Source organism: Mesorhizobium sp. WSM4849, from assembly GCF_055811385.1.
Genome location: NZ_JBVVPW010000033.1, coordinates 43,669 through 57,240, shown reverse-complemented (window position 1 = coordinate 57,240; position 13,572 = coordinate 43,669). Strand labels below are relative to the sequence as shown.

The following is a 13,572-nucleotide window of genomic DNA, read 5'->3' as shown; positions in this document are numbered from 1 at the left end:
CGTCGCGGCCATCTCCCTTCTCCCCGTCACTATACGGGGAGAAGGTGCCGGCAGGCGGATGAGGGGCGGCGCTGACACTTCCAATGCAAGCGCATTTTGCAAACCGGCCAGAGACGTGCCGGTCAGTCTTCGTTCGCCTTGACCGTCACGCCAAGCGTCTTCGTCAGGTCCACCGGGTTTGACATGGCGCCCGCCATGATCAGCGCGAACGGCACCGCTGCCGGCGGCTGGGCCAAGATCTCGATGCTCTGCGGATCGTCGAGATATCTGCCGACCGCAGCCGACACCTGCGCCGTCAATTCGGGATTGTTGAGCTGCGCCATGCCGAAAGGCACGATCGCCTTGGCCTGGTTGGCGACGTCCTTGCCGGACATGCCTTGCTGCTTGCCGACATAGTCCAGCACCTTGTTGGTCAAGGAATCGTCGTCGAAGCGGATCGAAGCGCTGTTGAACGAAAGCTGCTGCAAGACGCCGAGCATGGCCATGCCTTGCGCCGAGTTGTCGGCGCCTTCGGGCTGCGCCGCCATCTTCTTCTGCATCTCCTGCAGCGACTTGATAACGTCAAGCGTGTAGCCGCCGAAACCGAAGGTCATGCCGAGCGTTCCGGCATTGTCGACGGAGATGTCATATTTCGACAGCTCCATCTTGCCGTCCGCAGGCTGCCAGGTTCCCTCCATCGCAAGGTTTCCGCTGATGTTCTGGTAACCGAGCGCGTTGATCACCTCCTTGGACTTCGGGTCCTCGACCAGCGTCAGGTCGGCATTGAACTTTTCCGTGGTGCCGGAGAACGCCATCGCCTTGCCGTCGGCCGGCGGGGTGATTTCGATGGCGAGCCCGTCCATCGAGAAGGCGGTCTTGTCGGCAACCTTGACCGTCATGTTGTCGAGTTCGGCCGATTTGTACATCATCAGCGAGCCCAGCGGGCCTGTAGCGCCGTCGGCGGGAACCGTCATGTCGTGGATGACGAAGGGGCTGAGGTCGAGCGTGACGCCGTCTTCGCTGTGCTGGAACGCCGAAGTCGAGACGGTTTCGATTTCATAACCGCCATTGGCTTCGGTCACGCCTTCGAGTTTGATGTCGCCGAACTTGAGCGCTTCCTTTTCGGCCGCCGGTTTGAAGGCCACGCCTTGCAGCACCATGCTGGAGGCATCGCCCGTCACCCCGGTCCAGGAGATGTCGACGCCCTGGGCGGCGAGAGCCGCCTTCAGCCGGTCGGCGACCGCCGCATCCTGCGCCAAGGCCGCGTTCAGCGGCAGCGTCAGCAAAAACGTCGAAAAAGCAAGTTTGTTAAGTGTCGAGCGTCTGATCGTCATCGCGAGTCCCCTGAGCGTGTCCTGAAGATTGTCTTTTCAACTCGTTGCGCCGTCGCCCTTCCGTGACGAACTGGACGGGAAAAAGGCGTTCTCTCGCACAATGGTCGAAAATCACGGCGAAAGGCAAATCCGATCCATTGCCATAGAGCCGGGATGTAACCGATTGATGTTGGTCGGCGTCCAGTTCGTGTTGCGGAAGGGGCGGCGCATTCAGCGCCTCTTGCCGCGAATCACCCGCTCGGCTAGTCCCAGCCCATGGGAAAAAGGCTTTTACCGCCTGGCGATGGCGATGGCGACAACATCGAGCCGGTCGATCTGAAGAAAGCGCTGGAAGAGCGCTATCTCGCCTATGCGCTGTCGACCATCATGCACCGGGCGCTGCCGGATGTGCGCGACGGGCTGAAGCCGGTCCATCGCCGCATCATGCATGCCATGCGGCTGCTCAGGCTCAACCCCGACCAGGGGTTCGCCAAATGCGCAAAGATCGTCGGCGAGGTGATGGGCAATTTCCACCCGCATGGCGACCAGTCGATCTACGACGCGCTGGTGCGGCTGGCGCAGGATTTTTCGATGCGCTACCCCCTGGTCGACGGGCAGGGCAATTTCGGCAATATCGACGGCGATAATGCCGCCGCGATGCGTTACACCGAAGCGCGCATGACCGACGTGGCGAGCGAACTGCTGTTCGGCATCACCGAGGATGCGGTCGACTTTCGCCCGAACTATAACGGAGATCACGAGGAACCGGTCGTGCTGCCCGGCGCCTTCCCGAACCTGCTCGCCAACGGCTCGTCCGGCATTGCCGTCGGCATGGCGACCTCGATCCCGCCGCACAATGCCGCCGAGCTCTGCGACGCCGCGCTGCATCTGATCGAGCATCCGGAGGCGCCGGTGACGACGTTGATGGACTTCGTCCAAGGTCCGGATTTCCCGACCGGCGGCATCATCGTCGATAGCCGTGCTTCGATCCTCGAGGCCTACGAAACCGGTCGCGGTGGTTTCCGCGTCAGGGCGAAATGGAGCCAGGAGGACCAGGGCAGGGGCACCTGGAGCATCGTCGTCACCGAAATCCCCTACGGCGTCCAGAAGGCGCGGCTGATCGAAAAGATCGCCGAGCTGCTGATGGCGCGCAAATTGCCGCTGCTCGAAGACATTCGCGACGAGAGCGCCGAAGACATCCGCGTCGTGCTGGTGCCGAAGAGCCGTTCGGTCGATCCCGGCATCCTGATGGAGTCGCTGTTCAAGCTGACCGAGCTCGAAAGCCGCTTTCCGCTCAACATGAACGTCCTGTCGCGCGGCAAGATACCCAACGTGCTGTCGCTGAAAGGCGTGCTCAAGGAATGGCTGGAGCACCGCCGCGAGGTGCTGATCCGCCGCTCCAGGCATCGCCTCGGCGAGATCGGAAGGCGGCTGGAGATCCTCGCCGGCTATCTGATCGCTTATCTCAACATCGACGAGGTGATCAGGATCATCCGCGAGGAGGACGAGCCCAAGCAAGTCATGATGGCGCGCTGGTCGCTCACCGACAACCAGGCCGAAGCCATCCTCAACATGCGGCTGAGGGCCCTGCGCAAGCTCGAGGAATTCGAGATCCGCAAGGAATTCGACGGCCTCACTATCGAGAAAAAGCAGATCGAGACGCTGCTTGCGTCCGACGCCAGGCAGTGGTCGACGATCAAGTGGGAAGTCTCCAGCATCCGCGAGAAATTCGGACCGGAGACCGAGCTCGGCAAGCGCCGGACCCAGTTCGCCGACGCGCCCGAACATGACCTGACCGACATCGCCCATGCCATGATCGAGCGCGAGCCGGTCACCGTGGTCGTTTCGGAAAAGGGCTGGCTCAGGGCGATGAAAGGTCACCTGACCGACCATTCGTTGCTGACCTTCAAGGAGGGTGACAGCCTCAAGCTCGCCTTCCACGCCCAGACCACCGACAAGGTGCTGGTCTTCACCACCGGCGGCAAGTTCTACACGATCGGCGCCGACCGGCTGCCGGGCGGGCGCGGCCATGGCGAACCGATCCGCATCATCGTCGACATGGACAACGACCAGGACATCGTCACCGCCTTTGTCCATGATCCCAAGCGCAAGCTGCTGCTGGTGTCGCACGGCGGCAATGGGTTTGTCGTGCCGGAAGAAGAGGTCGTCGCCAACACCCGCAAAGGCAAGCAGGTGATGAACGTCAAGGCGCCCGACGAGGCCCAGCGCTGTGTGCCGGTCGCCGGCGACCATCTCGCCGTCGTCGGCGAGAACCGCAAGATGCTAGTCTTCCCGCTCGCCGAGATCCCTGAGATGGGTCGTGGCAAGGGCGTTCGCCTGCAGAAATACAAGGATGGCGGCGTCCTCGATCTCAAGACCTTCACGCTCGCCGGCGGTCTGTCCTGGCAGGATTCGGCCGACCGCACCTTCATCAAATCACGTGAAGAGCTGGTCGAATGGATCGGTGCTCGAGCCTCGGCCGGACGCATGGTGCCAAAGGGATTTCCGAGAACCGGGAAATTCGGGTAGTTGCTAATCTCCCCCCTTGAGGGGGAGATGTCGCCGAAGGCGACAGAGGAGTCGGCACGACCTGACGCGACCCCCGAATCGCGAGCAGAGGAGGCTGGAGCTTCATGCTCGGCGACCCCCTCTGGCCTGCCGGCCATCTCCCCCTCAAGGGGGGAGATTAGCGCCTCCATCCAAACATTTGGAATGTCGTCACGATTGCTGCACTATCATGGTACATATGCACCGCTACATAAGGCGGCGACATACGCCTTTGGGAGAAATGGGCACTTGAAAGAAACCAGGGTTCGGAAACCGGAAGGGCAGCAGCGCCTGTTCGGCCTGTCGACGCCGGTCAGATCCGCGGTGATTCCGCCGCTGTCGGCGGCGCGCTGGCTCCTGGTGCTGATCGTTGCCGCCGGGGTCTATTTCTTTCATGGTTTCCTGGTCCCGGTGCTGGCCGCTCTGGTCATCGCCTTTGCCAGCTGGCCGCTCTATCGGCGGCTGCTCGCTGCTGTCGGCGGCAACCGCACGATCGCCGCGACATTGGCGATCCTGTTCATTCTCACCTTCCTGGTGGTGCCGATCGCGCTCGCCGGCGCCTACGCCAGCAACGAAGTCCGCGAATGGGTCGGCTGGGCGATCGAGACCAACCGCGAAGGCGCGGTGACGCCGCACTGGATCGCCACGCTGCCCGTGGTCGGCGACTGGCTGAACGAGCAGTGGACGCGCAATCTCGGCCATCCCGGCGGCATCGGCGAACTGATCCAGCTGATCAGCGGCGCCAACATCGGCAGCATCTATCGCGGCGTGCTGGCCGCCGGCGGCAGCGCCTTCGGCCTTCTGCTGGCGCTGCTGTTCATGATGATCGCGCTGTTCTTTGCCTATCGCGACGGCGAGCATTTCGCCGGTCAGGTCGACCGTCTCGGCGAACGCATCCTGCCGACCAGGTGGGAGCGGATTTCACGCGTCGTGCCGGCGACGATTTCCTCGACGGTAACCGGCATGACCATTATCGCCATCGGCGAGGGGGTGGTGCTGGGCGTGGCCTACTGGCTGGCCGGCGTGCCGTCGCCTGTGACGCTCGGCGCCCTGACCGGCATCATGGCGCTGATCCCCGGCGGCGCACCGCTGTCCTTCACGCTTGTTTCGATCTATCTCGCCGCCAGCGGCTCGCCGATGGCCGGGTTGGCGCTGTTCATCTGGGGGGCTGTCGAACTGTTCATCGTCGACAAGACATTGCGTCCGAAACTGGTCGGCGGCCCGATAAAACTGCCGTTCCTGCCGACCTTTTTCGGCCTGATCGGCGGCGTCAAGACGATGGGCTTTCTCGGCCTGTTCATCGGCCCGGTGCTGATGGCATTGCTGGTCGCGATCTGGCGCGAATGGCTGCGCGAGGTGGAATTGGCCGACGAACTTGCCCCCGCAGCACCGGCGGAGCTGGAAGGGGCGCCGCCGCAAATCGAAATCGTTGCCGAGAAGAAGTCTCAGGCCGGGTGACTGACCGCAAGGGTTGCGCGGCGCTTGCGCCCCTCATGCAGCTGCCACAGTGAATGGGCGACCAGCGTGACGATCAGGATCGCGCCGCCGATCAGGCTGTTGCGCGACGGTGTTTCGGCAAAGATCATCCACATCCAGACGGGCGCCAGCACGGTTTCGAGCAGATAGAACATCGCCACTTCCGGTCCCGAAATATATTTCGGCCCGTTGGCGAGGCAGAAGAACGAGATCGGCATGATGACGGCGCCGTTGAAGATGATCCACCACGGCGCGTTCACCTGAACGCCTTCGCCTGAGACCATGAACACCGCGACGGCCAGCGGCAGGATCACGCCGATCAGCGATGTGAACCCCATGTCCTTGCCGCTGGCACGCGAGATGGTGATGGCCAGCGCGATGAAGAAAGCCGAGCACAGCGCCATAAGATCGCCGAACAGGTGCCCGGTGCCGATCGAATCGCCGACGATGATCGCGACGCCAACGATCATGGCCAGCATCGCGACCACGGTGACCACTCGCGGCCGCTCCTTCAGGAACAGCCAGGACAGCAGCGCCGCGAACACGGTGTTGAAGGCCAGGATGAAGACCAGATTGGCGGTCGTGGTGTAATAGATGCTGGTGACGAAAGTGACCGAGGTCAGCCCGTAGCATATGGCGACAACGAGCCCCGACCAGCCGGGGATGAGCTGCGGCGCGTTCCTGCTCAGCGAGCGCCAGACGGCCCAGATGATCAGCGCCGCGACCAAGGTGGTGCCGGTGCGCAGCAGGAGGATCGTCCACGCGCCGCCGTCGGCGAGCCGGATCAGTGGAATGTCGATGGTCAGCGTCAGCCCGCCGATGGCGGTGATGAGAAGGCCCTTCTGGTGATCATTGTGGGACGACATGCGGCAATTCTCGCAATGAATTTGAAGGCCGGCCGGCCGCGCTTTTGCACACTCTCCGCTAAGCGGAAAGGCCAGCATGCTCTTCCTGGAAACAGTTTAAGATTGGATTTTGGAAAAACTATTCAGCGCGAAACCGCTTCGTGGTCGTAGCGTTCCCAGCCTTTCGGGCCGAGATGCTCCTGCGGCATGAAGCGCATCTTATAGTTCATCTTGCGCGAGCCGTTGACCCAGTAGCCGAGATAGACATGGGGCAAGCCCATCGCCCTGGCGCGGGCGATGTGGTCGAGGATCATGAAGGTGCCAAGCGAGCGGTCCTCGAAGTCCGGATTGAAGTAGGAATAGACCATCGACAGGCCGTCGGCCATCTTGTCGGTGAGCGCCACCGCGATCAGCTCGCCCTGGCCCTTGCCGGTGATGAAGCTGTCGGGGCCGCGGCGCCGGTACTCGATGACCTTGGTGTCGACATGCGTGTCCTCGACCATCATGGCGTAGTCGAGCACCGTCATGTCTGACATGCCGCCGCGGCGGTGGCGGGCATCGAGATAGCTGCGGAACAGCGAATACTGCTCGGTCGAAGGTTGCGCGTCGTGCATCGCGCCGATGAGGTCTGAATTGTGCTGTATCACCCGCCTCATGTTGCGGCTGGCGGTGAATTCCTGGGCCAGGATGCGCACCGAAACGCAGGCGCGGCAGGTCTCGCAGGCCGGCCGGTAGGCGATGTTCTGCGATCGCCGGAAGCCGCCTTGCGTCAACAGGTCGTTCATCTCCGGCGCCTTGTCGCCGACCAGATGCGTGAACACCTTGCGTTCGAACTGGCCCTCAAGATACGGGCACGGCGACGGCGCGGTCAGGAAGAACTGCGGCGACTGGGTAGGATGGTGCGTCATCGAACCTTGGAAACACTCCTGCGAATCATCATACCTTTGGCGCGTACGGCGAAAAATTCAACAGGATTGTGAAAGCGTGGGCATCGGAGCCTTCACTTTGCACACAAATGCTCGCGGGACTCGTGAAAAAGCTGTCTCAGCGGTCACTGCGGCTGACCACCGTGCCCAGCAGCAGGTCGTGCAGCGTGCGCTTGCGGTCGGCAAACAGCGACACCAGAAGCACCAGCGGCGTCAGGATGACGTTGCCCGCCCAAAACAGCACCGAGTGCACCACGGCCGTCAGCCCGTCGATACGGGTGCCGTCCAGACGGTCGAGCCGGATTCCCATCATCTTCATGCCCGTGGTGGCCTGGTCGGCGCTGCCGAGCGTGTTCCAGATGTAGAGGATGGCGACGGCCGGCACGAGAACGGAAAACAGCATCCAGCCGAGGCCGAGCGTCAAAATCCCGAGCAAGAACACCAGGATCGCGAACGGAATGGTAAGCAGCGCGACGATGCAGTAGTCGATGATGAAGGCGAGGACACGCCGCGTGCGCACGCCGTCATAGGCCCGGATATCATCAAGCCTGAAGGTGATGATTTCACCGTCGAGAACGCGCGCGTTCATGTCATTTCCTCGTCGTCAGGCCCGGGATAGGTTGCGGGCCGCCTGATGTTGAAATGGTGAAGTCTTGCGGCGGAATCAAGATCGGGCGTTTCCGCGGCATGCGGGGGAAACAGCGCCGGGTACAGCCCGAATCGGTTGAATTTGCAGCGCCGATGGCGTTAGTTTGCTGCAGCGCAGCAAAGCGCGCCTAGAGCGCCACGCGTCCTTTTGGACGCGCAAAGGACGCTCTAGCACTTTGAATCGGCGCATGATCCCCTTTCCGAAAACCGAAACCGGTTTTCGGGGTCATGCGCCAGGGCGAGGGCGACATGGACTACGACATGCTGGTCATCGGCAGCGGGCCTTCCGGGCGCCGCGCCGCGGTGCAGTCGGCCAAGCTGGGCAAATCCGTGCTGGTGGTCGACAGGGGCCGGCGGCTGGGAGGCGTTTCCGTGCATACCGGCACCATCCCGTCGAAGACGCTGCGGGAAACCGTGCTCAACCTCTCCGGCTGGCGCGAGCGCGGCTTCTACGGGCGCGGCTACCGGGTCAAGCAGGACATTTCGGTCGGCGATCTGATCGAACGCCTGCACAAGACGCTCGATCACGAGGTCGAGGTGCTGCAGCACCAGTTCATGCGCAACACGGTCAAGAGCGTGCGCGCTGCGGTCAAGTTTCTCGGTCCGAACAGAGCGAGCCTGACGACGGACAGCGGCGACTACAGTGAAGTCGGTTTTGCGCATGCGCTGATCGCGGTCGGTACCCGCCCGCACCGGCCGCGCGACGTGCCTTTCGACAAGACCCGTGTCTTCGACAGCGACGAGATGCTGGAACTCGAGCGCCTGCCGCGGACATTGACGGTGATCGGCGCCGGCGTCATCGGCGTCGAGTACGCGACGATCTTTTCGGCGCTCGACGTGCCGGTGACGCTGGTCGAGCCGCGCAACACCATCCTCGATTTCGTCGACCGCGAAATCGTCGACGATTTCATCCATCAGATGCGCGATCGCGGCATGACGATCCGGCTCGGCAGTGCGATCAAGGAGATCGCCTCGAAACCCGACTACGCCGAGGTGACACTCGCCGACGGCCGCACCATACGCTCGGAGATGGTGCTCTATGCCGCGGGGCGCACCGGCAATGTCGGCGCGCTCGGCCTGGACGCGGTCGGCATCGAGGCCGATTCCCGGGGCCGCATCAAGGTCGATCCGCAGACCTTCCGGACCAGCGCGCCGAACATCTATGCCGCCGGTGACGTCATCGGCTTTCCGAGCCTCGCCTCCACCTCGATGGAACAGGGCAGGGTGGCCGCCTGCCATGCCTTTGGCGTGCCGTTGCCGCCGCCGCCGGAAACCTTTCCCTACGGCATCTACGCCGTGCCGGAAATCTCGACCGTCGGCCAGTCCGAGGAGCAGGTGCGCGAGAGCGGCGGCGCGTATGAGGTCGGCGTGGCACGCTTCCGCGAGACCTCGCGCGGCCATATCATGGGCGTCAACACCGGCTTCCTGAAGCTTCTGTTTTCGATCGAAACGCGCCGGCTGCTCGGCGCGCATATCGTCGGCGAGGGCGCGACCGAACTGATCCATATCGGCCAGGCGGTGATCAATCTCGGTGGCACCGTCGATTTCTTCGTCAACAACACCTTCAACTATCCGACGCTGGCCGAAGCCTACAAGATCGCCGGGCTGGATGCCTGGAACCGGATGGGGCGGGCATAAGGCGACGGGCTCATCAATTCGCCTGCGCGATCGCCGTTGCCGGGCCCGTCAGCCACTGCCTGACGATTTCAGCATCCCGGTCGCCGATTTCATGGCCGGAGGCGATGGTGTGGGCGTCGACCTCAGCGCCGTGTGATTCGAGCAATGCCACCAACGCCGGCGCGAACGGCGCGTAGGTCAGGTCGGCGGCGCCGGCGATGATTAGCACGCGTGCTTTGGACAGATCGGCCGGGGGCACGTCGTCGAGCACCGGCATCGGGCGCAGCAATGCTGCCCGTTCGATGAGGCCGGAATGCAGCAGCATCACGGTCGAAACCAGATTGGCGCCGTTGGAATAGCCGAGAAAAATTGCCCGGGAGAGATCGAGACTGTGGCGCTTCGCGGCCGCGGTGATGAAGCCCGCGAAAGCGTCCGCCTCGGTGCGGATGCTCTCCTGTTCGAAGCGCGTCGGGGTAATTCGCGCGAACCAGCGGAATCCGTCCTCCTGGGCGATGCGGCCACGCACCGCCACCAACACCGCGTCCGGTGCGATTTGCTGCCCCAGCGCCACCAGAGTCGACTCGTCGACACCGGATCCATGCAGCAGAAAAAGGCATTCGCCGATTGTTTCTGCTGGTCTGTAGAGGCGATAGAAAAACGGCAGGTCGCGCCGCAAAAAGCCGTCTTCCGGAGGTTTTTCGGCCATAGTTGCATCCTTTTGATTTCGCGTCGCTTTTGTTCATTTGCCGGCTTCAAAACGGAATATTTTCGGGCTCCTTCAAAGTTGATTGAACCGGGCGCATTTCAGTCCGTTTGTTCGCCGATACGCTCCCGCGGGAGGAATCGAAGCGGTGCGCCGGGCGGTCGCATCGATCGCCGGCATGAACAACCAGCTTTGAGGCCTTTTATCGATGACCATGCCAATTTCACCGGATCGCGGCACGCGTATCCCGGATCGCGATACGCGCATCGATGTGTTCCGCGCCCTCGCTCTGCTGATCATATTTGTCGACCATGTCCCGGGCACGGTTTTCGAAACCCTGACCTACAAGAATTTCGGCTTTTCGGATGCCGCCGAGGCCTTCGTGCTGATCTCCGGCATGTCCGTCGCGCTCGCCTACGGCTCAAAATTCCAGTCCGGAAACCGGCTCATGGCCACACTGAAATTGTGGCGCCGCGCCGGTGTGCTCTATGTCGCCCACATTGTCACGACGATGGTGGTGCTGGCCATCTTCTGCGCGGCAGCGGTGTTCGCGAAGCGGCCGGACATGCTGACGCTGATCAACATCGAGCCATTGATCAGGAACCCGCAGCAAGCGCTGATCGGCATCGTCACGCTTGGCCATCAGCTCGGCTACAACAATATCCTGCCGGTCTATGCGGTGCTGCTGCTGATGGCGCCAACCTTCCTGCTGTTCATCAGCCACAGGCCTTTCACGGCACTCGCCCTATCCGGAGCTCTGTGGCTGGTTGCCGGGATCTACCAGATTGCCCCGCCGAATTATCCTGAGCCCGGCTTCTGGTTTCTCAATCCGCTGTCGTGGCAATTCCTCTTCAACATCGGCCTGGCGAGCATGCTGCATATCAGGCGTGGCGGCACCATTCCGGTCAATCGCTGGCTGGTCGGCGCGTCGGCGGTCTATGTCGCGGCGGCGTTGGTCTGGGTGCACAGCCCGCTATGGGGGCATGTGTCGTGGCTGAACCTGCCCGTAGTGCTGACCGGCTTCGACAAGACGTTCCTGTCGCTGCCGAGGCTGCTGCACATCTTGGCGGTGAGCTACCTGATCGTGGCGTTTCCTTCTGTCTCGAACCTGTTCCGCACCAGCCGCGACCATCCGCTCGCCATATTGGGCAAACGATCGCTGCCGGTTTTCATCGCCGGCACGGTGATCGCCATGGCGGCGCAGGTGATGAAGCTGATCAACCCGGGCGGGTTTGCCTACGACAGCTTGCTGATCGCCGCCGGCATCGCCATGCAGTTCGCGCTCGCCTATTACCTCGAATGGCTGTCGGGTATTGGCGGCAACAGCAAGCCGGTCCGCAGCGAGCCGCCGCCGGTCAATGCATCCTTCGGCGTGGGCGGCATGGCGACAGGCTGAATCGATAGCGTCTGCCTCACGCTGTCTTGGGCGGCGGCCCCGAAGATGCCCTGACGACGAGCTCGACGCCAAGCGTCTCGCGCCGCACCGTGCCGTCGAAATCGAGGATCGTTCGCGCCGCCCGGCGGCCGATCTCGGCGATTGGCTGCGCGACCGTGGTCAGCGGAGGATCGCAAAGTGCGGCGTCAGGCACGCCGTCGAAGCCGACGACGGAGACGTCGCCGGGAACCGCAATGCCACGCGCGGCCAACCATTCGATCGCGACCATGGCGATCCGGTCCGACATCGCCAGGATGGCGGTCGGCGGCTCTGCCGAGGCGAAGATCGTTTCGAGGCCGGCCCTTGTGGTGGCTTCGTCGTTTTCGGTCTCGTATACCGGTATCCCGGCGGTATCGACGCCATACCGGGAAAATGCCTCGAAATAGCCGACGAGGCGATCGCGCGTGCCGGTGTAGAGCGCCGTCCGGACCTTCTCCGGCGAGACAAGGCCGGTGCTGCCGTCGGCGAAAGGCAGCGCTAGCACGGCGAAGCGCCGATGGCCAAGCTCGGCGAGATGCTGCGCCGCCAGGCGGGCGCCGGCGACATTGTCGACGCCGATTGCCGAAACAGTGTCGTCGTCGAAACCGAGCTCAAGCGCGACGAAGGGGAGTTTGCGTTCGCGCGTCAGTTCGACGAGGCGCGAGCCGCCCTCGATGCAGAACAGGATGAAGCCGTCGACCAGCGCGCTCTGGATGTTCCAGGCAAGCTTCTCCTGATTGCCGGCCGATACCAGCGCGATGCCGGCGCCGGTGGCGTCGCATGCCTCGGAAATCCCCGCCATCATCGCGCGGGCAAAGGGATCGTCGAAGAAATAGGACAGCGGCTCGGTCGTGGCGACGCCGATCGCGTTGACCTTGCCGGCGCGCAGCAGCCGTCCCTTCGGGTCGGGACCGGCATAGCCCATCGCCTCGGCCGCCGCCTTGACCCGTTCGCGGACTTCCTCGCGTACGATCTCGGGACGGCTGAACACGTTGGAGGCAGTGCCGTGCGAAACTCCGGCGGCCTTGGCGATGTCTGCCAGCCGGATGGGTTTCGTATTGCTTTCGGTGGATGACGCCATTTTCTGCTTCCGGACTCCTTATCCAGTATCTAGCACCTTTGTTGGATCGATTCAAATTTTGCTTGACATTGGTGCATTTGGGCGTATTTTTGAATCGATCCAAATTTCGCTAACTGTCGATGGGATCGATTCAGGAAGGAGAGAGCCATGCACCCCGTCAATTACCTGTTCGAAGACATCTATCGCAACGACTGGAGCATGATTTCGAACGCGGTGACCCGGAGACGTCGCGGCGGCGCCGGTTCGTGGATCCGCGGTCTGCGTTTTCTCGTGGAGCGCAAGCGGGGCTGATCGGCACGGTATTTTCTGGCCTGTCGATTGGATCGATTCAAGTTTGAAAAAGGAGCCAAACATGCATCCGATCAATCATTTGTTCGAAGACATCTATCGCAACTATTGGGGCATCTCGCCGGCCATCGACAGGCCGGAGCGACGCCGGCTGACCAAGCCGGCGGCACACAATCGCGACCTGCCGGTCCGGCCCGAACGCCGGCAAGACTGGTCATCGTCTGATTGATCGTCGTTTGGCGGGACCTGGCCGCCTGTCCGCAAGCGCCGTACTTGAGCTGGGGAGGGCTACCAGCCTAGCTCTCCCGCTGAGCTGCGGGAATGCCATTTCAGGAGCGTGGGCGCACCAGCGCCGAGGCTGCAACAGCCAGCCAGCCGGCGATGAGCAAGGTGCCGCCGATCGGCGCCGACATCGAAAAAAGCCGCGAGCCGAGGAAGTCGCGGGCAAGCAGATCGCCGCAGAACAAGGCAAGCCCGACGAGAAGAATAAGGCTTGCGGTACGCAGCATCCGGTTTGCGCCAACGAGGCCGACGGCAAGGAAGACCGGTGCATGCATGAGCAGGAACGACGCGACCGTGCCGACAAAAGCGCCGCCCAGATGTGCCGCCGCGGCAAAAAGCGCCACACCGGCGGCGCCGCACAGGCCGCCGACGAAAACGAGGATGCGGCCGATGCCGCTTGCTGGGTGGTCGGCTGTGCTCATGTCTTGGACTCCATGAAGTGGCCCGCAAACG

The 13,572-nt window shown here is 62.8% G+C and carries 13 protein-coding genes; 6 read left to right on the top strand and 7 right to left on the bottom strand.

What is annotated here, in order from left to right; translation table 11 throughout:
• Positions 1-122: 122 nt before the first annotated feature.
• Complete coding sequence (locus tag AC0L3L_RS29055) at positions 123-1,313, bottom strand: hypothetical protein (RefSeq protein ID WP_473640451.1); 1,191 nt, start codon at positions 1,311-1,313, stop codon at positions 123-125.
• A gap of 255 nt (positions 1,314-1,568) precedes the next feature.
• Between AC0L3L_RS29055 and parC the strand changes: the two genes are divergently transcribed.
• Together parC and AC0L3L_RS29045 are read left to right on the top strand one after the other, a co-directional pair.
• On the top strand, positions 1,569-3,821 hold the full coding sequence (gene parC, locus AC0L3L_RS29050) for a DNA topoisomerase IV subunit A (protein WP_473640449.1): 2,253 nt from the start codon (positions 1,569-1,571) through the stop codon (positions 3,819-3,821).
• Between the two features lie 267 nt (positions 3,822-4,088).
• Complete coding sequence (locus tag AC0L3L_RS29045) at positions 4,089-5,297, top strand: AI-2E family transporter (protein WP_473640447.1); 1,209 nt, start codon at positions 4,089-4,091, stop codon at positions 5,295-5,297.
• Here the strand turns inward: AC0L3L_RS29045 and AC0L3L_RS29040 are convergent.
• The 3 genes from AC0L3L_RS29040 to AC0L3L_RS29030 form a co-directional block, all read right to left on the bottom strand.
• Positions 5,285-6,181 (bottom strand): DMT family transporter, encoded by an 897-nt coding sequence (locus AC0L3L_RS29040; RefSeq protein WP_473640445.1) that lies wholly within the window; start codon positions 6,179-6,181, stop codon positions 5,285-5,287. The two genes, AC0L3L_RS29045 and AC0L3L_RS29040, sit on opposite strands and share 13 nt — an antisense overlap.
• 122 nt (positions 6,182-6,303) lie before the next feature.
• Positions 6,304-7,068 (bottom strand): arginyltransferase, encoded by a 765-nt coding sequence (locus AC0L3L_RS29035; protein WP_095491336.1) that lies wholly within the window; start codon positions 7,066-7,068, stop codon positions 6,304-6,306.
• 136 nt (positions 7,069-7,204) lie between these two features.
• The gene (locus AC0L3L_RS29030) at positions 7,205-7,675 is read right to left on the bottom strand and encodes an RDD family protein (protein ID WP_473487733.1); all 471 of its coding nucleotides are present in this window, start codon (positions 7,673-7,675) and stop codon (positions 7,205-7,207) included.
• A 308-nt stretch (positions 7,676-7,983) separates the two neighbouring features.
• On the opposite strand from AC0L3L_RS29030, the gene sthA reads away from it, so the two are divergent.
• Complete coding sequence (gene sthA / locus AC0L3L_RS29025) at positions 7,984-9,372, top strand: Si-specific NAD(P)(+) transhydrogenase (protein ID WP_473487786.1); 1,389 nt, start codon at positions 7,984-7,986, stop codon at positions 9,370-9,372.
• A gap of 13 nt (positions 9,373-9,385) precedes the next feature.
• Here sthA and AC0L3L_RS29020 read toward each other — a convergent pair whose 3' ends face one another.
• Positions 9,386-10,057 carry an alpha/beta hydrolase gene (locus tag AC0L3L_RS29020; protein WP_473640443.1) on the bottom strand — a complete coding sequence of 224 codons (672 nt, stop codon included), beginning with the start codon at positions 10,055-10,057 and terminating at the stop codon, positions 9,386-9,388.
• A gap of 205 nt (positions 10,058-10,262) precedes the next feature.
• Between AC0L3L_RS29020 and AC0L3L_RS29015 the strand changes: the two genes are divergently transcribed.
• Positions 10,263-11,450 carry an OpgC family protein gene (locus AC0L3L_RS29015; protein WP_473640441.1) on the top strand — a complete coding sequence of 396 codons (1,188 nt, stop codon included), beginning with the start codon at positions 10,263-10,265 and terminating at the stop codon, positions 11,448-11,450.
• Positions 11,451-11,466: 16 nt separating this feature from the next.
• Here AC0L3L_RS29015 and AC0L3L_RS29010 read toward each other — a convergent pair whose 3' ends face one another.
• Positions 11,467-12,549 (bottom strand): LacI family DNA-binding transcriptional regulator, encoded by a 1,083-nt coding sequence (locus AC0L3L_RS29010; protein ID WP_473487730.1) that lies wholly within the window; start codon positions 12,547-12,549, stop codon positions 11,467-11,469.
• A gap of 147 nt (positions 12,550-12,696) precedes the next feature.
• On the opposite strand from AC0L3L_RS29010, the gene AC0L3L_RS29005 reads away from it, so the two are divergent.
• Positions 12,697-12,840 carry a hypothetical protein gene (locus AC0L3L_RS29005; RefSeq protein WP_473487729.1) on the top strand — a complete coding sequence of 48 codons (144 nt, stop codon included), beginning with the start codon at positions 12,697-12,699 and terminating at the stop codon, positions 12,838-12,840.
• Between the two features lie 61 nt (positions 12,841-12,901).
• Positions 12,902-13,066 (top strand): hypothetical protein, encoded by a 165-nt coding sequence (locus tag AC0L3L_RS29000; protein ID WP_473487728.1) that lies wholly within the window; start codon positions 12,902-12,904, stop codon positions 13,064-13,066.
• 100 nt (positions 13,067-13,166) lie between these two features.
• On the opposite strand, the gene AC0L3L_RS28995 is transcribed toward AC0L3L_RS29000, so the two are convergent.
• Positions 13,167-13,541, bottom strand: coding sequence for a DUF423 domain-containing protein (locus AC0L3L_RS28995; protein WP_473487727.1), 375 nt, complete (start codon positions 13,539-13,541; stop codon positions 13,167-13,169).
• Between the last annotated feature and the right edge of the window lie 31 nt (positions 13,542-13,572).

Excerpts from the sequence above, each read along its gene's own strand:
- AC0L3L_RS29055 (WP_473640451.1), bottom strand. The coding sequence starts at position 1,313 with ATGACGATCAGACGCTCGACACTTAACAAACTTGCTTTTTCGACGTTT.
- parC (WP_473640449.1), top strand. The coding sequence starts at position 1,569 with ATGGGAAAAAGGCTTTTACCGCCTGGCGATGGCGATGGCGACAACATC.
- AC0L3L_RS29040 (WP_473640445.1), bottom strand. The coding sequence starts at position 6,181 with ATGTCGTCCCACAATGATCACCAGAAGGGCCTTCTCATCACCGCCATC.
- AC0L3L_RS29035 (WP_095491336.1), bottom strand. The coding sequence starts at position 7,068 with ATGACGCACCATCCTACCCAGTCGCCGCAGTTCTTCCTGACCGCGCCG.
- AC0L3L_RS29030 (WP_473487733.1), bottom strand. The coding sequence starts at position 7,675 with ATGAACGCGCGCGTTCTCGACGGTGAAATCATCACCTTCAGGCTTGAT.
- sthA (WP_473487786.1), top strand. The coding sequence starts at position 7,984 with ATGGACTACGACATGCTGGTCATCGGCAGCGGGCCTTCCGGGCGCCGC.
- AC0L3L_RS29020 (WP_473640443.1), bottom strand. The coding sequence starts at position 10,057 with ATGGCCGAAAAACCTCCGGAAGACGGCTTTTTGCGGCGCGACCTGCCG.
- AC0L3L_RS29015 (WP_473640441.1), top strand. The coding sequence starts at position 10,263 with ATGACCATGCCAATTTCACCGGATCGCGGCACGCGTATCCCGGATCGC.
- AC0L3L_RS29010 (WP_473487730.1), bottom strand. The coding sequence starts at position 12,549 with ATGGCGTCATCCACCGAAAGCAATACGAAACCCATCCGGCTGGCAGAC.
- AC0L3L_RS29005 (WP_473487729.1), top strand. The coding sequence starts at position 12,697 with ATGCACCCCGTCAATTACCTGTTCGAAGACATCTATCGCAACGACTGG.
- AC0L3L_RS29000 (WP_473487728.1), top strand. The coding sequence starts at position 12,902 with ATGCATCCGATCAATCATTTGTTCGAAGACATCTATCGCAACTATTGG.
- AC0L3L_RS28995 (WP_473487727.1), bottom strand. The coding sequence starts at position 13,541 with ATGAGCACAGCCGACCACCCAGCAAGCGGCATCGGCCGCATCCTCGTT.